At 60.2% G+C, this 20,204-nt stretch carries 21 protein-coding genes and 1 pseudogene; 6 read left to right on the top strand and 16 right to left on the bottom strand.

Features of this window, described 5'->3' with window-relative positions:
• Window positions 1-29: 29 nt before the first annotated feature.
• The 3 genes from FH061_RS30775 to FH061_RS30770 form a co-directional block, all read right to left on the bottom strand.
• A complete protein-coding gene (locus FH061_RS30775) occupies window positions 30-275 on the bottom strand; it encodes a porin (protein ID WP_225984946.1) in 246 nt (81 codons plus the stop codon).
• On the bottom strand, window positions 242-646 hold the full coding sequence (locus FH061_RS28195) for a porin (protein WP_192805300.1): 405 nt from the start codon (window positions 644-646) through the stop codon (window positions 242-244). The genes FH061_RS30775 and FH061_RS28195 overlap by 34 nt, the downstream gene beginning before the upstream one ends.
• Before the next feature lie 634 nt (window positions 647-1,280).
• The gene (locus FH061_RS30770) at window positions 1,281-1,847 is read right to left on the bottom strand and encodes a glycoside hydrolase family 16 protein (protein ID WP_192805299.1); all 567 of its coding nucleotides are present in this window, start codon (window positions 1,845-1,847) and stop codon (window positions 1,281-1,283) included.
• 157 nt (window positions 1,848-2,004) lie between these two features.
• Here FH061_RS30770 and FH061_RS30765 point away from each other — a divergent pair, with 157 nt between their 5' ends.
• A complete protein-coding gene (locus FH061_RS30765) occupies window positions 2,005-2,340 on the top strand; it encodes a hypothetical protein (RefSeq protein ID WP_192805298.1) in 336 nt (111 codons plus the stop codon).
• A 577-nt stretch (window positions 2,341-2,917) separates the two neighbouring features.
• Here FH061_RS30765 and FH061_RS28185 read toward each other — a convergent pair.
• The 5 genes from FH061_RS28185 to FH061_RS28165 form a co-directional block, all read right to left on the bottom strand.
• Entirely contained in the window at window positions 2,918-4,150 is a 1,233-nt protein-coding gene (locus tag FH061_RS28185) for a Bug family tripartite tricarboxylate transporter substrate binding protein (RefSeq protein WP_151639157.1), read from the bottom strand.
• Window positions 4,151-4,218: 68 nt separating this feature from the next.
• Entirely contained in the window at window positions 4,219-5,196 is a 978-nt protein-coding gene (locus FH061_RS28180; protein WP_404822523.1) for a Bug family tripartite tricarboxylate transporter substrate binding protein, read from the bottom strand.
• A gap of 91 nt (window positions 5,197-5,287) precedes the next feature.
• Complete coding sequence (locus FH061_RS28175) at window positions 5,288-6,706, bottom strand: sensor histidine kinase (RefSeq protein ID WP_151639155.1); 1,419 nt, start codon at window positions 6,704-6,706, stop codon at window positions 5,288-5,290.
• Window positions 6,707-7,372 carry a response regulator gene (locus FH061_RS28170; RefSeq protein WP_151639154.1) on the bottom strand — a complete coding sequence of 222 codons (666 nt, stop codon included), beginning with the start codon at window positions 7,370-7,372 and terminating at the stop codon, window positions 6,707-6,709. It abuts the gene before it with no gap.
• Between the two features lie 195 nt (window positions 7,373-7,567).
• The gene (locus FH061_RS28165) at window positions 7,568-8,362 is read right to left on the bottom strand and encodes an amidohydrolase family protein (protein WP_151639153.1); all 795 of its coding nucleotides are present in this window, start codon (window positions 8,360-8,362) and stop codon (window positions 7,568-7,570) included.
• A 107-nt stretch (window positions 8,363-8,469) separates the two neighbouring features.
• Between FH061_RS28165 and FH061_RS28160 the strand changes: the two genes are divergently transcribed.
• Both FH061_RS28160 and FH061_RS28155 read left to right on the top strand, forming a co-directional pair.
• Window positions 8,470-9,195: a GntR family transcriptional regulator gene (locus FH061_RS28160; RefSeq protein WP_192805297.1), complete on the top strand. Its 726-nt coding sequence runs from the start codon at window positions 8,470-8,472 to the stop codon at window positions 9,193-9,195.
• 8 nt (window positions 9,196-9,203) lie between these two features.
• Window positions 9,204-10,175: a tripartite tricarboxylate transporter substrate binding protein gene (locus FH061_RS28155; protein ID WP_151639151.1), complete on the top strand. Its 972-nt coding sequence runs from the start codon at window positions 9,204-9,206 to the stop codon at window positions 10,173-10,175.
• Window positions 10,176-10,337: 162 nt separating this feature from the next.
• On the opposite strand, the gene FH061_RS28150 is transcribed toward FH061_RS28155, so the two are convergent.
• Window positions 10,338-11,177, bottom strand: coding sequence for an alpha/beta hydrolase (locus FH061_RS28150; protein WP_225984943.1), 840 nt, complete (start codon window positions 11,175-11,177; stop codon window positions 10,338-10,340).
• A gap of 463 nt (window positions 11,178-11,640) precedes the next feature.
• Here FH061_RS28150 and FH061_RS28145 point away from each other — a divergent pair, with 463 nt between their 5' ends.
• The 3 genes from FH061_RS28145 to FH061_RS30760 all read left to right on the top strand — a co-directional run bounded on the left by FH061_RS28145 (window position 11,641) and on the right by FH061_RS30760 (window position 12,623).
• The gene (locus FH061_RS28145; protein WP_151639149.1) at window positions 11,641-11,925 is read left to right on the top strand and encodes a hypothetical protein; all 285 of its coding nucleotides are present in this window, start codon (window positions 11,641-11,643) and stop codon (window positions 11,923-11,925) included.
• Window positions 11,926-12,000: 75 nt separating this feature from the next.
• Window positions 12,001-12,285, top strand: a complete 285-nt coding sequence (locus tag FH061_RS28140; protein WP_151639148.1) for a hypothetical protein — start codon at window positions 12,001-12,003, stop codon at window positions 12,283-12,285.
• A gap of 167 nt (window positions 12,286-12,452) precedes the next feature.
• Entirely contained in the window at window positions 12,453-12,623 is a 171-nt protein-coding gene (locus tag FH061_RS30760) for a hypothetical protein (protein WP_192805296.1), read from the top strand.
• A gap of 345 nt (window positions 12,624-12,968) precedes the next feature.
• On the opposite strand, the gene FH061_RS28135 is transcribed toward FH061_RS30760, so the two are convergent.
• The 7 genes and pseudogenes from FH061_RS28135 to FH061_RS28110 form a co-directional block, all read right to left on the bottom strand.
• Window positions 12,969-13,961, bottom strand: coding sequence for a tripartite tricarboxylate transporter substrate binding protein (locus FH061_RS28135; protein WP_151639147.1), 993 nt, complete (start codon window positions 13,959-13,961; stop codon window positions 12,969-12,971).
• A gap of 59 nt (window positions 13,962-14,020) precedes the next feature.
• A complete protein-coding gene (locus FH061_RS28130; RefSeq protein WP_151639146.1) occupies window positions 14,021-14,461 on the bottom strand; it encodes an SRPBCC family protein in 441 nt (146 codons plus the stop codon).
• Window positions 14,462-14,467: 6 nt separating this feature from the next.
• The gene (locus FH061_RS28125) at window positions 14,468-16,186 is read right to left on the bottom strand and encodes a flotillin family protein (protein ID WP_225984942.1); all 1,719 of its coding nucleotides are present in this window, start codon (window positions 16,184-16,186) and stop codon (window positions 14,468-14,470) included.
• A 40-nt stretch (window positions 16,187-16,226) separates the two neighbouring features.
• The gene (locus FH061_RS28120; RefSeq protein ID WP_151639145.1) at window positions 16,227-17,057 is read right to left on the bottom strand and encodes a phosphoenolpyruvate hydrolase family protein; all 831 of its coding nucleotides are present in this window, start codon (window positions 17,055-17,057) and stop codon (window positions 16,227-16,229) included.
• Between the two features lie 8 nt (window positions 17,058-17,065).
• Window positions 17,066-18,292: a Tm-1-like ATP-binding domain-containing protein gene (locus FH061_RS31350; RefSeq protein ID WP_225984944.1), complete on the bottom strand. Its 1,227-nt coding sequence runs from the start codon at window positions 18,290-18,292 to the stop codon at window positions 17,066-17,068.
• A gap of 546 nt (window positions 18,293-18,838) precedes the next feature.
• Window positions 18,839-19,336 (bottom strand): annotated as a pseudogene (locus FH061_RS31345) (ABC transporter ATP-binding protein); the annotation flags it as partial.
• A gap of 4 nt (window positions 19,337-19,340) precedes the next feature.
• Complete coding sequence (locus tag FH061_RS28110; RefSeq protein WP_151639144.1) at window positions 19,341-20,141, bottom strand: ABC transporter ATP-binding protein; 801 nt, start codon at window positions 20,139-20,141, stop codon at window positions 19,341-19,343.
• Window positions 20,142-20,204: the final 63 nt, after the last annotated feature.

Genomic DNA, 20,204 nt, shown 5'->3' with positions numbered 1-20,204 from the left:
CCGCATGCAGGCGCCGGCAAGGAAGTCGTTCAGAACAAGTGATTGATACCCAGGGAAATGCCGGTCTGCCTGCTCTGTGCCGACGATGCGATCAATCCGCCCCGGTATCTGGTGCGATCAATTTCCGCGTACAGGCTGGTGCGCTTGGACAGCGCGTAGTAGCCGGCCAGGATGAACAGGCCCCTGCTTCCATCCACGCCTGCCACTTCCGTATTGTTGCGGTAGTAGGCCCCCGCCAGGCTCACGGCGGGCGAAATCGCATATTCGGCGCCCAGCCAGGCGTACTTGCTGGTCGTGTCGAGCGCCGCGGTTTCCTGTTGAACAGGGTATTGGCGGCATCGAGCGCACCGGTTCCGGTATTGAATCCGGACTCCAGCGTGAAGTGCGCGTTATAGCCTCCGCCCAGGTCTTCCATGCCACGGAAGCCGATGCGGTTGGACATCGACGTGCCGGTGGACCCGACCGTGACCCGGTCGTCGCCGGCGGCGTTGACGTTCGAGAGCCTGCGCACCCCGCCGTCGAAGGAACCATATATCGCGGCGGATACAAATTTTCCGGCACAACGGTCTCCCTCCTTAACCATTAAGGATTCATCCAACACCTGTTTGTATTTATTCCGAATTAATCCGGTTTGATTATTGTCCACATGAGGCATGCGCGGCGGCGTCGAAAGAGACGATTTCCTGCTTTCTTGATAATCAGCCGATATGCATGGCAACTTCCGGGGTCAAGCCGGCATGATGTCCCCAGCCGCTTGCGCAGCCGCTGTTTGATAGGGTGTGGTTCGGGATTGGCATCGCATGAAGAGGCTCGAAGCTTGGATCGCAGCACCATGTAGATGCCACGTACCAGCAGTAACGATGATTGCGATGTGAGTGCAGGCGAATCGCAATGCTGTTCGCTATCTCAAGCGTATCGTGAAACCGGACCGCTTGAGATAATTCGGCATTCGGCATTCGGCATTCGGCATGATTTTGCCGTCTTCGCCTTCTACAAATATCTGACTCGGCTCGCCGGCCGTTTAACGACGAGAGCAGAGCAAGGCTTTAAGGTCAGGTTAAAGGATGGGAGCGCATGTACTCCCATCCATTTCAACACGCGAGCGCAAACGCGGATACGTAGAAAACGTATACGTCGAACATATCTGCAAGCCACGTTAGGCACCTGCCAGGCACCTGCCGGGAAGATCCGGCCAGACCGCTGCTTATCCTGTTGCAGGGCATTCAGAATATTGCGGCGAGCCCGTGCTTTCGTAAGCGATTCTGTCGAAGAAGGTCAGGCTATTTGAACTGCCACGCTTTCACATAGTTGATTTCAAAAGCGTTGGACTCGCCTGTCGGTGTAGAGGCGTCGGGGTCGCCACTGGCACTACCGAACCAGAGGTCGACTATGGGAAATAAGGGATCGGAAATGGAAGCCTGCAGCGAGTAGACTTCCCTGCCGTCGAAATAGAAGGTCATTCTATCGGGTTCCCACTTGAGGCCATAGCGATGGAATCCGGCAGACATGTCAGGCGTCTCAACCTTTGCATAGCCGGCTTGGCTGTCGCGGTCATTCCACACCACCGGCGCGTACATCATTGGTACGGGAACGCCGTCTGCGCCAGGTGCGCCCCACGGGGCGGCGCCGCCCGGGTAGGCTTCGAGAATATCAATTTCAGGACGCCTGCCGTCTTGATATCCAAGCAGCCAGAACGCTGGCCATACGCCTTTGCCTTTGGGAAGCTTGGCTTCCATTTCAAAATATCCGTAGCGCTGCGAAAAGCGACCCTCGGTATCGAATGTGCGGTCAAAAAATTCACCGTTAGTCCCGCGTTCGGGCCAGATCTTAAGCGCGCCGTTATTCACCGCGTAATTGGTTACCGCGATATCGGCGTCCGTGCGCTCGGTGTTCCAGACATTGCGGTCCAGACCGGCGTCGAAGCTGTCGTGAAACGTGAGAGTGTAAGCGCTGGAATCTTGACCGGCGGGCCCATCTGATGCCGGAAGACTTGCTGGGGATGTATTGGAAGTGCTGGAAACTTGGGGCGAAGCGGAGTTAACAGGGGAAGAAGATGCAGAGGAAGTCGATGCGGGGGAAGTCGATGCAGGGGAAGTCGATGCAGAGGAGGTGGATGCCGGGGGAGCCGCCTGCGGTGGGCTGTCGGTTGTGCCGGAAACTACGTTCAAGTGGGATAGCGTCTTCGAGGAGTCGGGAGCCACTCCCGCTCCATCACCCACCGAGGAACCGCCGCATGCTGCGAGCAATCCAGTGACTGCCGCTGACACCAAATACATGTTGATTCTTGAATTGTGTTCGATCACTAAAGATTCTCCGTTGCAAAAAAATGTAGTTCGATAGACATGACTCCTCAGAGTTCAAAAAATAATCTTTAATCTCTAAAAAATTTTCCATTTCGACGTGAACAACATTCCTTTAACAAAAGGGAATAAATGTTAATTTAATAATGATGATACGTTTTTCAAATTGTTAATTGCCGGGATTGTCCAGTTCCAGGTATCCCCGCCGCACTAGTGGCGGTGTCCGGATGCCAGATTGGCAAACGACATCCGGTAGCGGCCACTGACCGACTATCGATTTCACACAGGGCGCCGACGAATGCAGGTGGCGGAATCCATTTCACATGCGCAATCTGCGTGGACTTTACGAAACGGTGTAGTTCATTGGCATTGGCGGACATGGTTGAATTTCCTATGTGAGAGCCCATGGAACTGCCGGAGCATGACCCTCACATATGACGACAAGCCAGTCATTCGAGATGCAAAGCAACACCTGATTATTTTCATGACGGGTACGTTGGCGGGCGTTCCGGGCGCAACAGATAAGACCCGCTCCTGGCCTTGATGCACTTGAATGCCCCACGTCCCTGGTCACTGCGACGCCTGTGCCGGTTAACAATCTCGAACACTCCACATGATCAAGTGCTCTGGATTTTTGCGTCCTTGATCAGCTTGGCGTACTTGTCGAGTTCACTGCGCCAGAACTGCCTGAACTGCTCTGGAGTCCCGGAACCAGGCTCTTCGCTCAAGTCCTTGAATCGCTTGGCGACATCGGGTAACTGGATGATTGCGTTGATTTCGCTGTTTAACCTTGTCACGATTTCCTGAGGAAGTTTCGCCGGACCGGCAAGGCCATACCAAGTGGATATTTCATAGCCGCGCAAGGTTTCTGCAATGGTGGGAACCTCCGGGTAATTCGCCAGGCGCTTTGGCGTGCACGTCGCGAGCAGCTTCAGCTTGTTCGTATTGATGTTCTGCACGACGGATGCAGCGGAACTGAAGCTCAAGTCGACGTCACCCGACAGCAAACTGGTCATCGCTTCGCCGGTGCCCTTGAAAGGCACATGCAACATCTCGACTCCGGCAGCCAACTTGAATGCTTCCCCTGCCACATGCTGAACGCTGCCGTTGCCCGACGAGGCAAACGTGAGCTTGCCGGGATTCGCCTTTGCGTACCTGATCAACTCCGGAATGCTGGCTATTTGCAGACTCGGCCGATGCACGAGCAGCTGTGGCGCAATACCGACGAGCCCGATCGGCGAGAAATCATTGAGAGGATCGAATCGTCCCTTCGCAACCAGCAGAGGGCCGATCGCATTGGAATTGATATGGGCAAGCTGAAGGGTGTAGCCATCCGCGTCCGATCTCGCCACCAGCTGGGAGCAGATTGTGCCAGTGGCTCCTGGACGGTTCTCCACTATGAATTGCTGGCCAAGCCGCTCCGACAATTTCTGCGCCACCAACCTCGCCATGCTATCCGCGCCACCCCCGGCGGGAAAGCCAACCAGAAGCTTAACCGGCTTTGTCGGCCATTTCCTGCTCTCCTGCGCCAACGCAGGCACGACGACGACTGCGGGAATTGCAGCCATCCCGGACACAAACCGGCGTCGTTTCAGATTGATTTCCATATCCCTACCTCGTAAAAAATTAATGAACACCCTGCGGCCGGCAAACTGCATCGGCTGATGCAGTGCCTGCAGCAATGGAATGATGTGTGAACCCAAGGGTCCGCATGAAACAGACGCGACCTGGTCCCAAGCCCGCGAGTCCCCTGCAACGCCCTGCCAACGGTGCCGCAGTGCCGCAGCGGCGCAGTGCTTAAGCGCGTCTATCAAGGTGCCGCTGCCTGCCTGCATCTTCTTGCGGCACATTTGGACTGTCGTCGTCGGCGGGACTTGCCATCGTCATGTTGATGGACGCTCCAGGTTTTATCCGTTCTTTATCTGCTGCGCGCAGCGATCCCGAATTCCAATGCCATCTTTTGATACTGCTGGATGCACTTCTTCACGTAGGCATCCAATTCGGTTCCGACCAATCCCATCGGGTATAAGCCATGCCTGTCGCGTAGTGCGGAAAATTCCGGGGTTTGCACCAGTTTGCCGATGGCGTTTGTCCATGCACCGAAGTCCGCATCGCTGACCTTTGGCCCCATGTAGAAACCGCGCGCCGTCACCCATTCGACTTCGTAACCTTGCTCCAGGGCGGTCGGCACGCTAGAGAGCACGCCTGGCAGGCGCTTATCGGTCAACACGGCGAGCAAGCGAATATTTGCTCCCGCTCGAATCTGTGCCGCCGCTTCCGATGCGTCGCCGGTATAGACGTGCACGTGCCCGCCTTGCAGCGCCTTCAACGATTCGCCACCGCCTTCGAACGCAACGAAACGCATCGCCTTGTGGCTAACACCGGCGGCCTTCGCCGTCATCGCCGCCTTCATCCAGTCCTGGCTTCCGACCGTACCGCCGGCCCCGAATACGATCTTGCTGGAATCGGCCTTCAATGCATCGACGAGATCTTTCATCGATTTGTATGGCGAATCCTTGCGCACGGCAATCACGCCGTAATCCGCCCCGACGACAGCCAGCCAGCGCACATCGCTCGCGCTGTATTTGCCGAACTTTCCCTGGGCCAGGTTCAGCAAGGAGCCGCTGGAGAACGCCACGATGGTATTGGGTTCGCTGGAGCGCTGTCCGGCAAGCGTGTTGTACGCGACGGCGCCGATGCCACCGGGAACATAGGTGATGCGCATCGGCTCCTGGATGATTCCTGCCTCCAGCAAGGCGGTCTGCGCCAGCCTGCAGGTGAGATCGAAGCCGCCGCCGGCCTTTGCGCCAGCGATGCATTCCGTCCTGTCGAAAGGGGCCGCCGCTGCCACCGGGGCAAGCATTGATAGGAAAAGACCCAAGAATAGTCCTTTCATTATCGTCTCCGTCATTGATTTCCGGCTGGGCGCCGGTATGGCATGAAGATAACAAGCCGTTGCTGTCAGCAAGCTGTCAATTCCGTGTTTTTCAGACGCCGGAAACTTGGGCAGCCGTTGGAATGGACAGGATCACATTGCATCCGCGTCCATGTCCTCCATTCTCGATGCGAAGACCGCCGCCATGGCTTTCGGCGACCGCCCTGGCAATGGCCAACCCAAGCCCTGAACCATCCGCGGACGAATTGCTGGCACGATAGAAGCGACGCCCGATATGGGGCAGGTCCGCCTCTGGTATGCCTGGTCCATCGTCGCTGACGGATAAAGCGATCAAGCCACCGGCCTGCCTCAGGCGCAATACAACATTGCCCCCTTCAGGCGCAAACTGCACCGCGTTATGCAGGAGATTCAGGAGTGCCTCGCGCAGCAATCCTTCATGGCCAAGCACCGTTACCGCACCCTCCGGGCTGTCAAATTCCAGATCGAGCTTCTTTTCCCGCGCGGCGGGCACCACCTCCCTTACGACTCGCCGAGCCAGTTGCAAGATATTCACCTCGACAGCCGGAGCGGCGACCGCATCGGCATGGCCGAGCGCAAGCATCTGATTGGTCCGTCGTATTGCAAGATTGAGTTGCCGGGACACGGCATCCAGGGCTTGCTGCACATTGGCCGGATCCGTTTCCCGCAGAACATAGTCGAGCTGGGTGCGGAGTGTCGCCAGCGGGGTACGCAGTTGATGCGAGGCGTCGTCAATGAAGCGACGCTGCCCTTCAAGTATTCCCTGCGTCCGGGCCATATGCAGATTGATTGCATCGGCCAGCGGTCTCAAATCGACAGGCACGCCGGTTGTGGCAATTGGCGTCAGGTCGGCGGGCGAGCGGGAGCTCACTTCGTCGCGCAGACGCGCGAGCGGCTTCAGGGTCAGATGCAATACCAGCGCCAGGATGCCAATCGCCGCGGCGAGAAGGAGAAAGTCACGGCGTAGCGCCTGCAATAGAAGCGCGTTGATGAAATCCGAACGCGATGTCAGCGCCTCGGCGACCTGAATCACGATGCGGCCGTGACTATGCAGCTGCGAGCCCCCGGCGACGCCGAGCTCGCGGGCATAGCTGCCGATTCTCACTCTCTGTCCAAAGTAGACGGCGTCATAGAACTGCGGCACCTTGGTCTCCAGCGCCTGTGGCGGATGCGGCAGGTCGAAACTTCCGATCTCGACCAGTCCGTCTTCCGTGCCGACCCGGAAGTGGACATTGCCGGCGGCGGTCAGCTGGAAGAATTCCAGCATGGTGTATGGCAACTCGACCGAGACGCCGCCGGATGCCGTCGAAATGTTGGCATCGATTGCCTTGATGGCGCCCAGCAGCGAACGGTCATACGCGGAATTGGCGGCATCGACCGCGGTTCGGTAGGTGGACCACATTTCGATGGCGCCCACGACGAGCAGAGCGGGAATCAATAGAGTCAGGACGGTTCTTCTGACGCTCCATTTGTAAAGAATCGCCCCGCGCATTCAATGCAGCTCGAGCAAGTAGCCGATGCCGCGCAAGGTGACAACCTGCACCGCACTGCCCTCCAGGCGCTTGCGCACACGGTACACCAGGACTTCCACCGCTTCAGGCAAGGCATCAATCTCGTCCTGGAAAACGCGATCGTGGATTTCCTGTTTTGTCAAAGGCTCCCCGGGATGCTGAATCAATGCCCGCAACAATGCATGTTCACGCTTTGACAAGTTGAGGTTTTGCCCGGACAGCGAAAAATGTCGTGTCACGGGATCATAGACAAGAGGACCGCATGCCATGCGAGGATGCTCGCTGCCACGGGAACGCCGGATCAGGGCAATCAAGCGCGCCTCGAGTTCGTCAATGGAAAATGGCTTGGCGACGAAGTCGTCGGCACCGCCTTTCAGGGTGCTTACCCGCTCGGCGACCGAATCCTGGGCGGTAAGGATCAATACGGGCAGCCTTTCATCCGACCGGCGCAAGCGCGCAAGCACTGTGTGACCGTCCATGCCGGGCAGACCGAGATCAAGAATCAATGCATCGTACTTTACTTGACGCAAGCTGTTTTCCACCAGCCTGCCATCATCGACCCAATCAACCTGATACCCGTTCTGATGCAGCGCTCGACAAAGCCAGTTTGCCAATTCCGGCTCGTCCTCGGCTAAGAGAATGTGCATGGTATTTGCACCGGAGGAAGTGTACCGGGTGGTTCCCGATGCGGCGGATCTATTGCCGTTTGCAAAGGAATGTTCAGCATTCGGCGTATTTCTTTCATTGCTGTCTCCATCTTATGGCCCCTTCCTGCGACCGGTCTACGGGGCTTCCCTTCATATTAGGCATCGCAGCTGTCATCTACCTGTCAGTCCTGCCTGTCATTCGCCAAAGCGATAAAGTGCGCGAGGTGCGCCGCCCAGCACCATGTCTTCTGAATCGGGTGAAGGAATCCATGTGCGCAGCATGCCCTGGCATTCGGTATAGGATCGCCCGGACTCATGATTTGTCCAGGGCCAGTCAGTCCCCCAAAGCAGGAATTCAGGACCAAGCTCCTTGAGATACAGCTCGGCGTACTTGCCAGGATTCACCCCGCGCAAGCGATAAGGCGCCGACAGCTTGACAAAGACCTTGCGGCGCCTGGTTTCCTGAAACAGGGCAAGAATCCCCGGACAATATCCGGCGGCGTGGGGATCGGGCAAACCGAAGTGATCAATAACAAGTGCAAGCGGTATATCCGGCAGCACGGACAGCAGTGCTGCCAGGCGCTCTCCTTCGCATTGCACTTCCAGGTGCCATCCGAGTTCCACCATCCATCTGAAAATCTTGCTCCACTGCGGCCCGCCGAATACTGATAGATCCCCGATCCCTATCAGATTCAGGCGCACTCCTCTAGCACCGGTCCGGTTCCATTGCTGCAACTGCGCCTTGCCCACGGAAGAGTCAATGACGATGACGCCGCGCAGCAGCTCCGGCCGTTGCTCGAGCGCTCCCAGCAGCAGGCTGTTGTCGGTACCCAGAAAGCTTGGCTGCACCAGCACGCCATGGGTAACCCCGGCCGGCGGCCACAATGCGAGCCAGTCTTCGATCTTCGCGTCATAGTTCGGGCAATAGCGAGCCCCTGGCATGAAAGGCCCGGCGGCAGAGAAGATATGAGCATGGGTATCGATAATCATAGGCGAAGAGAATGTTGACCTGTAAAGGGACGTGCACTATTATAGTCCTCTAGAGGACTAGTTAACAACAAGATGAGGAGAAGATGATGGGATCCGCAGGATCTGTTATGTCTGACTTGCGCCTGCCCCGCTACGAGCAATTGCGCGACGCATTGCGCGCGCGCGTGACTTCGGGCGAATGGCCGCCGGGAAGCATGCTGCCATCGGAGACCGATCTTGCCAGGGAGTACAAGGTTGCTCTTGGCACCATGCGCCAGGCGCTGTCACGCGCCGTCGAAGACGGCTTGCTGGAACGTGTTCATGGCAAAGGCACTTTTGTCCGGTCAGAACTTCAGGACGCATTGATGTTCCGGTTTTTCCGGTTCCGGGACAGCGACGCGGAGGGCAAGGTGACGATTCCGCGTTCGGTAATACACGAGCTTCGCGAAATCCCGCTGGAGCAGGAGGCGGCTGATCACTTGAACCTCAAAAAAGGCGCGCGCGGCATCTTCATATTGCGTACCCGCGTCCTGGCCGATATGCCGGCTTTGCTGGAAAAGATATGGTTGCCCTATCAGGCGTTCAAGCGCCTGCTCACTAACGGGAAAGACCATTTCGGCGATCTTCTTTATCCCACTTACCACAAGCAGTGCAACGTGGTGATTACACATGCGCGCGAAAACATTGGATTCGGCACGCTGAGTCATGCGGACGCCAGGCTTCTCAAGAAATCCGCGGGCTCGCCGGTTGCCGTGATCCGGCGCACCGCGTTCAGCCTGATCGGCGACCCGGTCGAATACCGGATCAGCCAGGGCGATGCCCTGAGCTTCCACTACAACGTTGAAATCAAATAGGAGTATCCATGTTTGCCAAACCCCTGGCGCAAGCGATTGCCTTCGCCGCCCTCGCCTCCGCAGGCGTTCTTGCTCATGCCCAGGAATATCCGACCAAGCCCGTCAGGCTGGTCGTGACCTACCCGCCCGGTGGCGGCGCCGACATCATGGCGAGGCTGATCGCGCAGAAACTGAGCGTATCGCTTGGACAGTCCTTCGTGGTTGAAAACAAGCCCGGAGCAAGCGGGCAAATTGCAGCACTGAGCGTGGCCAAGTCAGCGCCCGACGGTTATACGCTTATGGTTGACGCATCGTCCTACGCAGTCAATCCAACCCTTTATCCGAAACTGCCTTATGACACGCAAAAGGCCTTCGCTCCCATTACAACGCTTGCGCTGTTTCCCAATATGCTAGTGACGAGCCCGGACTTCCCGGCCAAGTCGGCCAAGGAACTCGTCGCCATGGCCAAGGCCAAGCCTGGCGCGATCGCCTATGCTTCATCCGGCAATGGATCGGCCCAGCACTTGTCGGGTGAACTGTTCAAGCAGCAGGCCGGTATCGACTTGCAGCATATCGCCTACAAGGGCGGCGGTCCGGCAATGAATGATGTTATCGCCGGACACGTTCCCGTGTTCTTCGCCAATATGGCTTCCGGACTCGGCCATGTAAAGTCGGGCAAGCTCAAGGCACTGGCTTCCACGGGGGCCAAGCGTTCCCCGAACATGCCTGACCTGCCGACAATGGCCGAGGCAGGGGTGCCGGGCTATGAAGTCTATGAGTGGAACGTCCTCGTCGCCCCTGCCGGAACACCCCCGGCCATCATCAACAAGCTGCATGCCGAAGTGAAGAAGGCTTTGGCGGATAAAGATGTGAAAGAACGCCTTGATGGACTGGGCGCTGAAATTGTTGCCACTCCTCCAGCCGAGACGGAGAAATTCCTCAACGGGCAGATTGAAAAATGGGCAAGGGTTGTCAAGGCGGGGAATATCAAGGTCGACTGACGGTACGTGCTGTCTATTCCATTACGCCATTCGTACGCCAGGCGCCGTTGCAACCGAGCAAGGAAGGCGAGATAGCTTTCGCCTTCGTCTCCCATCGGATCGGCAAGCGACGAAATTGTTTCAGCCAGAGTTTTTCGCCCTGCCCGGCCTCGTCGAGGCAGGTCAGGGCGAACCCGCTCTAGCAGCGCTCCTTGGAACATGCCGGTCCAGAAAGCGTCCCAGTTCGACTTGCCATCCATCGCGGGTGTAGAGAAAGCCGCCGTTATGGCCGCCCGCCAGTTCCAGAAATGCCTTGGCCCCCTTGGCGGCCGCGAACAGCCTCTCGCCATGATGAAACGGTACGATCTCGTCCTCACGGCTATGGGCAATCATGACCGGGCACGATACACGCTCAACGGCTTCAAGCGTATCGTAGCGATAGCGTGCCAGCCAGCGTGCAGGCAGCCACGGATACAGCTCCGCTGCAAGTTCCGGTACTGAAACAAAACTCGAAGCAAGAACCAATGCGGCTGGACGCTGCTCTGCGGCGAGCCGGGCGGCGACGGCGCCGCCCAGGGATTCGCCTGCCAGCACAATGCGCTCGGCGGGGAATCCGCGCTCCGTTACGAGATGACGCCACGCAGCGCGCGCATCCGCATAGGTGCCTTCCTCGCTTGGTTTTCCTTCACTGCGGCCGTAGCCGCGATACTCGAGTAACAGCAGGGAGAATCCGAGGCGATGGAACAGTGGCGCGTAGTCCACCCGATAGGCAATGCTGCCGGCATTGCCGTGGGCAAGGAGCACCACGCCACGTGCCGCCGGCGCGGGCACAAACCAGGCCTCGATGCGCACCTTGTCCTCCGTCGTCAGCCATACCGTCTCGTAGTCGAGCCCAACATCCCTTGGCGTGCGCCGGCTCTCGCGGCCGATATCCGGGTGATAGAGAAGTGCTCCCTGCAGCAGGAACATCATGCCTGCCAGTGCGGCATACCCTGCGCCGCCTGCGGATAACAGCTTAAGCATGATTTCCATGGCTGTACCTCAAAGGGATAAGTCGAGACCGGTCCGGTTTCTTCCCCGATGCCGGCTGCCAGGCATTCTGTCGCCCCGGGGCGGTATTTGCATTTGCGACTATAGAGTGGTTATTGACCCGTGCGTTCGCCCCGAAATGCAAACGCATGCCCCAAGCCCTTGCCGCTCTCCGCGCGACATTGATCAGTCTGTCGCATTTATCCACGCAGTCGGCGCCGGTCCAATGACGTGGTGTTGGTTTTCAACCGTCACCCGATGGCGGCCGATCTAGCCCATCCCGGCTTTCCTTTTTCTGGAAATCGCCGCAAACGCTTGTGCAGCAAGGCTTCGCAGCGTTTTCATCCGCTTCCCGCGACCGCTGGCACGCCCCCTGCTATATCTCGTTCAAGCGCGATGAAGCGCCCTCCACCCAACGAAGCAATCCATTCACCCCGTCACTCTCAGGAGAACCATCATGAAAGCACTGACCATCAAGGACCTGTCCGTCACTTCCGAACTCGATGCCAAATCCATGACTTCCGTTCGCGGCGGCCACGGCGCCGTCCGCTTCCCCGCCCTGTTCGCCGGTCCGCTGTTCAGCGCCTCGAAGAGCGAAATCCACTTCGATGCCAGCCAGTCGCTCGGCCAGAGCCAGAACACCCTGGTCAACAACGGCAACAACGTCGCCTTCGCTTCCGGCATCAAGTCCAATGTCAATCCGACTCAGACCGGCAAGAACACCATCAACTTCATGTCGTAAGCACCGCCGGCCGCGATGATCATCGCCATTTACCCGCTCACCTTCTTCGCCACGTTATTTTTAAGGATACTCATCATGAAAGCACTGTCCATCAAAGACCTGTCCGTTGCCAAAGATCTCGACGCCAAGGACATGGCAAGCGTCGCCGGCGGTACCGGCATGTTCAAGATGCCCGCGCTGTTCGTCGGCCCGCTGGCCAGCATCTCCAAGAGCCAGGTCAACTTCGGCGCCGAGCAGGCGATGGGCCAGGAGCAGAACACGCTGGTCAACAACGGCAACAATGTCGCTTTTGCGGCCGGCATCAAGTCCAGCGTGAACCCGACCCAGACCGGCAAGAACACCATCAATTTCATGTCCTGAAGCCGGCACGCCGGCGGAGGCCTGCCTCCGCCGGAACACTTGCCACGACAGACAGCGACAGACAGCTCCAGGCTAATCATCATGGACCATCGCCTGTCCAGGAAGATCTGAAGCTTCTTTACGCCATGCGCGGACAATCAAAGTGACCATATTGCCATGTCACTCCGATGGCTCCCGAAAACGCCAGTTTCCGCGCGGCGGGATTAGCTCCTCTTGATTTGATCGAGAGCCAGGATCAGGTCATACCATTTTTCAAACGCGTCGAAGCTGGTGAAGTAAAAGAAGGAATTTGGCTGGGCTTGAGGATCGGTCATGGCAAAGGGCTTTTGGTTGGTTAGCCGGAATTGACATCTGACTCAATCCATGAAAATCGGTTCCAGTTAGCAATTTTTCTATGCGTTAGCGATGGTGGCAACATTGGCAAAAGTCTTGTTCGGACATGATGCCAACTCAACAAGGCTTAACTTGATTCAATCAGGGCATCATTGCCCAAACCATGAACATGACGATTCAGGCAAGACACCGTTTTCAGCGATCGATGTCTTTCCCGCAAGCTGCAGCGCCGAAGGTGTTTTTATCCGACTCCAATCGATCACGTGCCATGAGAGCGATAGCTGACGCGCGCAATGCGGACAGATGGAAAAAGACGCGATCCCATGGCATGGAATGGCTTGAATTTGGTATTAGTCCACCTTTCCGATTTTCTTCACCACATCCTTCATCTTTTCTGCGTCGGCTGCCAGATAGCGCTGGAATTCCGGTGCATCCATATACATGATCGGGCTGCCCGCAGTACTGATGGCTTGCTTGACCGCGGGATCGTCGGCAACCTTTTGCGCAGCATCGCGCAGCCTGGCGATGACGGGCTCGGGTGTATTTGCCGGCACGAACAAGCCCGACCATTGCGCATACTCGACCGGGAAACCTGATTGCTTGAGGCTGGGCACGTCAGGCAGCGCGGCGAGGCGGTCGGTTCCCCAGTGGGCGAGTGCCCGCAGCTTGCCCGACTTGATGTGCTGCACCACGCTGGCGGGACCGGTCGACACGGCATCGACCTGGCCGCTGAGCAGACCAAGCACCGCCGGTGCGGCGCCGGTATAGGGAATATGCAGGATACGCAGATTGGCCTGTGCCTTGAGCATTTCCATTGGCACATGCATGGTTCCGTAATTGCCGGAGGAACTGTATTGATAAGCGCCTGGCTTGCTGCGCACGGCGCTGATGAAATCATTGAGATTGTTCCAGGGACTGTCTGCCCGCACCACCAGTACGGTCGGGTCGGCCGTGAAGCGGGCAATCGGCTTGAGCTGCGCCAGCTCGAACATCGGCGGCCGCCCGAGGATCTTGTCGGCCTCGGGAATGGTGGTCATCGACGACAGCGACATCAGCAGGGTATGGCCGTCCGGCGTTGCCTTGGCTACCTGCGCAATGCCGATGCCGCCTCCGGCGCCGGCGCGATTTTCCACCACCACGCTTTTCTTCAGCTCCTTTGCCAGCGCCTGCGCCACCGGGCGGGCAACCGTGTCGGCCACGCCTCCAGGCGGGAAAGGAACGATCATGGTAATCGGCTTTGAAGGCCAGGCCTCATCGGCTGCGGCCGCGTACGCGGACACGCCGGACAACATGAGCACGGCGCTTGCAATCAGGATGGGCAATTGAAAATGTATGCGCGGCATGACGGTTTTCCTGTTCAATCTATTGAATGTTGATGTTTCATGTATCCGGCACTGCAGCATCAGCGTCCGGCGACGAGGCTCTTGAGCGAATCGAACGCCGCCTGAAAGACGCCCTGCCCGATCGACTCGGCAAGCTCCTTCTCGCGCTCCCTGGGGCAATCGAATTCCGCCGACCATTCGGCGAAGGTACGATTGCCGTCGGTGACCGGCGTCAGCTTCAATGTCGCCACATAATTTTCAACGCCCATCGGGCTCTCCAGTATCGAATAGACGCAGGTGTACTCGTAATCCGACAGGGAGAGCAGCTGTTCGCGAATCGTGCCGCCGGAGCGCAGCTGGAAGTGGCGAATGCAGCCGATGCGGTCGGACGGAAGATTGCCCTCGATCCGGCTTTCGGCGACAAACGGCGTCCACTGCGGCAGGCCGTTGAAGTCGCGCACTTTTCCCCATACCTGATCGGCCGGAGCATCGATAACGCTGCTGGTGTACACGCGTATCATCTGCGCCTACTCCGACGACTTGCCGTCTTTATGTTCGGCTGCGGTGGTTGCGGCCGTAGCGTCCGCCGCGTCTGCCGTCACTGCCGCCGGCAATGCCGTTGCAGCGGCACGCGTCAGGTCCTTGGCATCCAGTCCAATCTCGCGCAGCAGCTGATCGACGATCGGTGCCTGCGCGCGGTAACGCAATGCGGAGCTCACCACGCCGTCGGCCAGCCCGCCCTGGCCGTGATCCCCTCCGCTGCCGCCATTACCGCCATTACCGCCCGCGCCGCCAAAACCGTCGAGTTGCAGGATCTTGATGCTTTCGATGCGTTCCATCGGCTTGACCGATTCGCGGATGATGGCATCCATCCTCTCCACTACCTTCATGCGCAGGGCCGAGGTACGAGCGTCCGCCGACAGCACATTGGAGGCTTCATTCATCTGCCGCAGGCCTTCGGCTTCGATTTCCTGGCGAATGCGGGTCGCCATGGCGCGGATCTTCTCGGCATCGGCCTCGGCCTCGGCATGGGCGCGGATCGCTTCGCCACGGTCGGCGGAAGCGAGCTTCTCCGCCTCGGCTGCCAGGCGCTTGCCGAGCGCTTCGCGTTCCGCGGCCTGGCTGGCGGCGATCAGCTCGATCTGCTTGCGGCGCTCGGCGATTTCCACTTCACGCGCGGAGAACACTCTCTCCTCGGCCGATACCGCTTCGGCACGGGCGGCATCGGCGGCGGCCTGGGCCTCCGACTGTGCCTTTGATTGCCGGGCCACGGCGATGGCGCGCTGCTGCTCCGCCAGCTCCAGCGCCTGGCGGCGCTCGATGTTGGCAGCCTGGATCTCGCGCTCCTTCATGATGCGCTCGGCTTCGATCAGCTTCTCGGAACGCACCCGCGCCTGTTCGATCGCTTCACGCGAGGCAATCTGGGCACGCTCTGCCTGGTGGTCGGTTTCGGCCCGCTCCCGTGCCAGTTCCGCACGCTGCTGGGCGCGGGCGATTTCCACTTCGCGTTCCTGGGACAGTCGCGCATACTCGGCCTCGCGGTCGATCGAGAGCGACAGCTTCTCGGCTTCCAGGTTCTTGGTGCGGATCGAGATCAGCGTGTCCTGCTCGATATCGTTGCGCTGCTTCTTGCGGCGCTCGATCTGCTCGGTCAGCCGAGTCAGGCCTTCGGCGTCGAACTGGTTGGAGGGGTTGAAATACTCCATCGATGTCTGGTCGAGCTGGGTCAGCGACGCCGCTTCCAGTTCCAGCCCGTTCTTGGTGAGGTCGTCGGCAACGATGGCGCGCACCCGCTTGACGTATTCGCCGCGCTTTTCATGCATCTCCTCGATGCTCATCTCGGCGGCCGCTGTGCGCAGCGCATCGACGAACTTGCCCTCGACCAGTTCCTTGAGCTGCTCCGGCTCCATGCTGCGCTGGCCCAGGGTCTGGGCAGCGATCGCCACCGCCGATGCATTGGCAGCCACGCGCACATAGAACTCGGCGATGACATCCACACGCATGCGGTCTTTGGTGATCAGCGCCTTGTCACGGCCGCGCGTCACTTCCAGCCGCAGGGTATTCATGTTGACCGGGATGACGTCATGCACGATCGGCAGCACGAATGCCCCGCCGTTGAGCACCACCTTCTCGCCGCCCAGGCCGGTGCGCACGAAGGCGCGTTCCTTGGACGAACGCAGGTACAGCCAGTGCAGCAGCCAGACCGCCACTGCAACGACGATGGCCACCGTGACGAGGCCCAGCATAAACATTCCGAAATCAGCACCGCTCATGGTCATACTCCTGTTAATACTTGATGTTCTTGAATTCGCGCGTACGTTCGGTCAGCGCGACCTCTACCGGCAGACGCTCCATGCTGGATGCGCCATAGAAGCCGTTGCATTCACGGCATTCGCCAAGGAGGAATCGCGCATCGGCCGGCGTGGCGATCGGCCCGCCATGGCACAGCACGATCACCTCCGGATTGATGCGGCGCGCCGCTTCGGCCCACGCCTGTATGCGCGGGACACATTCGGCCAGCCCTAAAGCCGTTTCCGCACCGATCGCGCCGCCAGTGGTGAGGCCGAGATGGCACACCACGATGTCGGCGCCGGCACGCGCCATGTCGGCGGCATTGTCTTCGCTGAATACGTAAGGGGTGGTGAGCAGGTCGAGTTCGCGGGCCTTGCGCACCAGGTCCACTTCCAGGCCGTAGCCCATGCCGGTTTCTTCCAGGTTGGCCCGGAAAGTGCCGTCGATCAGTCCCACGGTCGGAAAGTTCTGGATGCCGGAGAAACCGAGATCGATCAGGCGATGCAGGAACTGCTCCGGAATCATGAAGGGATCGGTGCCGTTGACGCCTGCCAGTACCGGCGTGTGCTTCACGACCGGCAGCACTTCATGCGCCATCTCCACCACGATCTCGTTGGCATTGCCATAAGCCAGCAGGCCGGCCAGCGACCCGCGCCCGGCCATGCGGTAGCGGCCGGAGTTGTAGATCACGATCAAGTCGATGCCGCCGGCTTCCTCGCACCTCGCCGACAGTCCGGTGCCGGCGCCGCCGCCAATGATCGGCTCGCCGCGTTCCATCATGGCCCGGAACCTGGCCAGGATCTGTTGTCGTTCGATTCTTGCCATGTCGCCTCCTAGCGTGCCTGGCGCTGCGGCGCCCGGTTGTTGACGGCAATCTCCAGCCAGGCGTCGACCAGCGCCCGCGAGAAAAGCGCATCGTTGATATTGCAGGGCAGCTTGATCAGCCGGCGCTGCGGTCCCGTGCGGAAGTTCTTTTCGATCGCCGAAAACAGTGCGCGGTCGGCCGACGGGTCGTGAAAGGGCTGGCCGGGCGCATCCAGCAGCGACACGCCGCCCTCGGGAATCAGGAAGCGCACCGGTCCTTCCATCCGGTTCAGCTTGGCGGCGATGAATTCGCCGAAGCGGCGGTTTTCCTCGGGCAGAGTGCGCATCAGCGTCACATTGTCGTTATGCCTGACCAGGGTGCGGCCGCGGAATCGGCTCGGGATGGTGTCGATGCCATGGAAGTTCACCATGTCGAGCGCGCCGCAGGAGCCGACGTAAGGCAGGCGGCTCCGAATGATGGCGTCCATGCGCTGCTCGCCGGCAGAGAATACGCCGCCCACAATGTGGTCGGCGATCTCGGTCGTGGTGATGTCGATGACGCCGTCGAGCAAGCCGGATTCCGCCAGCTTTTCCATCGATTGCCCGCCGGCCCCGGTGGCATGAAACACCAGGCAGTCGAAGCGATCCTCGAGCGCCTTTGTCACCGCCTGCACGCAGGGCGTGGTGACGCCGAACATGGTCAGGCCCACCGCCGGCCTGGCTTCGGCGGCGACTTGCACCGGGTGGGCAATCATGCCCGCCAGCGCATGCGCGGCATTGCCCAGCACCTGCTCGCTGATGCGGTTCAGGCCGGAGACGTCGGTGACCGAGTACATCATGCAAATGTCGGTCTGCTCGACATACGGCTTGATGTCGCCCGAGGCCACTGTCGACACCATTACTTTCGGCATGCCCACCGGCAGCGTCCGCATGGCGGGCGTGGCCAGCGCGGTGCCGCCCGAGCCGCCGGCCGAGATGATGCCGCCCAGATCGCGCCGGGTGATCAGGAAGGCTTTGAACGCTTCCGCCATCGCGCTCACTGCCGCCCCGCGGTCGCCGCAGAAGACCGCCTGCTCGCCTCCCGGATGGAAGCGCGCCACTTCGCGCGGGTGAACGTTGGCGGACGACGGCGCGCCGCTCGTCGATAGATCGACAGTGACCGTGCGGATGCCCATCCGGTCAATGCAGCTGCGCAGGTAAAACAGTTCGCGGCCCTTGGTGTCGAAGGTGCCGACGATATAGGCGGCGCGCTCCATGGTTGCCGCCACCGGGAAGTCGAAGACACGGGCGTTGTCGGCCGCCTTGCTGGCGTCGCTAGCGGCTGCCGGTGCAAGCGGGGAGGCAAGCCGGGGCGGCAGCGAAGGCTGCGCCGAAGCGGTGGAATCGGGCTGCTCCCAGCGCGTCACCCGCTCCAGGTTGGCGCCATCGTCGTCACGGGTAAAGGCGTCGCCGCCACGCCGTATGGTGAGCACCTCGATGACGGCGCCGTTCCGTTCATCTTCGCCACCGCCATCTTCCGCAGGCGCGAGGCGCAGGACGGATTCCTGAGTCTCCTCTTCGCCGCCGCCGCGCACGCCAAGCAGTCGCTGCTGCAGCTCGCGGTCGGCGCCGAGTTCGGCGGCTGGCAGCACCCGCGCCACCCGGCCGTTGACCAATACCGCAATCGTATCCGCGACATCAATGGCGACACCCAGGTTCTGCTCGATCAGCAATACCGAGACTCCCGCATCCTGGGCCAGCCGGCGGATCATGTCGGCCACGTGCTCGACAATCACCGGCGCCAGGCCTTCGGTCGGTTCATCCATGACCAGCAGCTTCGGATTGAACAGCAGGGCCCGGCCAATCGCCAGCATCTGCTGCTCCCCGCCGGACAGCTGGGCGCCGCCGTTTTCCTTGCGCTCCCCCAGCCGAGGAAACAGTTCATAGATGCGTTCCACGGTCCATTCGCCGCGCCGCGCCGTGCGCGACGCCAGCCGCAGGTGTTCATCCACGGTCAACGACGGCCAGACCCGGCGCCCCTGAGGCACGTAGCCGATGCCGGCATGGGTAATCCGGTGCGGCGACATGCCAAGCATTTCGCTCCCCTGGAAGCGCACGCTGCCGCGCGCCGGAACCAGTCCCGTGACGGCATTGCACAGCGAGGTCTTGCCCATGCCGTTCTTGCCGACGACAGCCAGCACGCCCTTGTCCAAGCCGAGCGATACGCCCTGCAGCGCATGCGCCTGCCCGTAGTACACATCCAGGTCGCGGATCTCGAGGATGGCGGCCTCGCTCGCGCCGCCGGCCCGGCCGCGCAACATGTCCTTAATGGTGGCCATGGCCATGCTCTCCCATGTAGATCGCCTGCACCTGCGGGTTGTCTTCGATCTCGCGCGGCGTTCCGTGGCAGAGCACGCGCCCGTTATGCATGACCGTGACCCGCTCGACGACGTTGAGCGCGATCTCCAGGTCGTGCTCGATGATGATGTATCCGATGTGCTGCGGCAGGCCCTTCAGCAGCGCCACCAGTTCCTTGCGTTCGGCCGGCGACAGCCCGGCGGCCGGCTCGTCGAACAGGATCAGGCGCGGCGCTCCGGCCAACGCCATGCCGATCTCGAGCTGGCGCTGCTGGCCATGCGACAGCTCCGACACCGGGGCGTCGGCCAGGTGCGACAGGCGCGCATGCTCGAGCAGGTCTCCTGCCGACACCGCGCTGGCGTCGTCCTTCCCGGGACGGAAGAAGCTGAAGCGGCCGCGATTGACGCCGCGCACCGCGAGAAACAGATTGTCCCGCACCGTCAGGTCGCGAAACAGCAGCGACGACTGATAGGTGCGGCGCAGGCCGCGCCGGATGCGCTCCTGCGGCGGCAGCACGGTCACGTCCTCGCCGAACAGCAGGACGCGGCCGGCGGTCGGCAGGAAGTCGCCGGTGATGGCGTTGAACAGCGAGGTCTTGCCTGCGCCGTTCGAGCCCAGTACCGCATAACGCTCGCTGGCGGCGACGTTGAAGGAGACGTCGTCGATGGCCTTGAGCGCTCCGAAACTGCGCGACACGCCGTGCAGTTCCAGGGCATTGCCGGAGTTGAATCCGGTTGCCGCGCGAGTTGCAATGCTGGTTGCATTCATGGAGTAAGGTTCCGAATGGGTCCTGTTCGCCAGGCACCGGCGCTCCGCCGCCCGCCGGAGAAT

Origin of the sequence: Noviherbaspirillum aerium, assembly GCF_008929045.1 — a bacterium.
Classification (GTDB): domain Bacteria; phylum Pseudomonadota; class Gammaproteobacteria; order Burkholderiales; family Burkholderiaceae_D; genus Noviherbaspirillum; species Noviherbaspirillum aerium.
Note: the sequence above shows the minus strand (reverse complement) of the source record. Positions and strands in the feature narration are given on the sequence as shown.

Excerpts from the sequence above, each read along its gene's own strand:
- FH061_RS31350 (WP_225984944.1), bottom strand. The coding sequence starts at position 18,292 with ATGGAGCGCGCCGCCTATATCGTCGGCACCTTCGACACCAAGGGCCGC.
- FH061_RS28140 (WP_151639148.1), top strand. The coding sequence starts at position 12,001 with ATGAAAGCACTGTCCATCAAAGACCTGTCCGTTGCCAAAGATCTCGAC.
- FH061_RS28120 (WP_151639145.1), bottom strand. The coding sequence starts at position 17,057 with ATGGCAAGAATCGAACGACAACAGATCCTGGCCAGGTTCCGGGCCATG.
- FH061_RS28125 (WP_225984942.1), bottom strand. The coding sequence starts at position 16,186 with ATGCTGGGCCTCGTCACGGTGGCCATCGTCGTTGCAGTGGCGGTCTGG.
- FH061_RS28175 (WP_151639155.1), bottom strand. The coding sequence starts at position 6,706 with ATGCGCGGGGCGATTCTTTACAAATGGAGCGTCAGAAGAACCGTCCTG.
- FH061_RS28145 (WP_151639149.1), top strand. The coding sequence starts at position 11,641 with ATGAAAGCACTGACCATCAAGGACCTGTCCGTCACTTCCGAACTCGAT.
- FH061_RS28165 (WP_151639153.1), bottom strand. The coding sequence starts at position 8,362 with ATGATTATCGATACCCATGCTCATATCTTCTCTGCCGCCGGGCCTTTC.
- FH061_RS28180 (WP_404822523.1), bottom strand. The coding sequence starts at position 5,196 with ATGAAAGGACTATTCTTGGGTCTTTTCCTATCAATGCTTGCCCCGGTG.
- FH061_RS28160 (WP_192805297.1), top strand. The coding sequence starts at position 8,470 with ATGTCTGACTTGCGCCTGCCCCGCTACGAGCAATTGCGCGACGCATTG.
- FH061_RS28150 (WP_225984943.1), bottom strand. The coding sequence starts at position 11,177 with ATGCTTAAGCTGTTATCCGCAGGCGGCGCAGGGTATGCCGCACTGGCA.
- FH061_RS28170 (WP_151639154.1), bottom strand. The coding sequence starts at position 7,372 with ATGCACATTCTCTTAGCCGAGGACGAGCCGGAATTGGCAAACTGGCTT.
- FH061_RS30760 (WP_192805296.1), top strand. The coding sequence starts at position 12,453 with ATGGCTCCCGAAAACGCCAGTTTCCGCGCGGCGGGATTAGCTCCTCTT.
- FH061_RS28110 (WP_151639144.1), bottom strand. The coding sequence starts at position 20,141 with ATGAATGCAACCAGCATTGCAACTCGCGCGGCAACCGGATTCAACTCC.
- FH061_RS28155 (WP_151639151.1), top strand. The coding sequence starts at position 9,204 with ATGTTTGCCAAACCCCTGGCGCAAGCGATTGCCTTCGCCGCCCTCGCC.
- FH061_RS28135 (WP_151639147.1), bottom strand. The coding sequence starts at position 13,961 with ATGCCGCGCATACATTTTCAATTGCCCATCCTGATTGCAAGCGCCGTG.
- FH061_RS28185 (WP_151639157.1), bottom strand. The coding sequence starts at position 4,150 with ATGTGCCGCAAGAAGATGCAGGCAGGCAGCGGCACCTTGATAGACGCG.
- FH061_RS28130 (WP_151639146.1), bottom strand. The coding sequence starts at position 14,461 with ATGATACGCGTGTACACCAGCAGCGTTATCGATGCTCCGGCCGATCAG.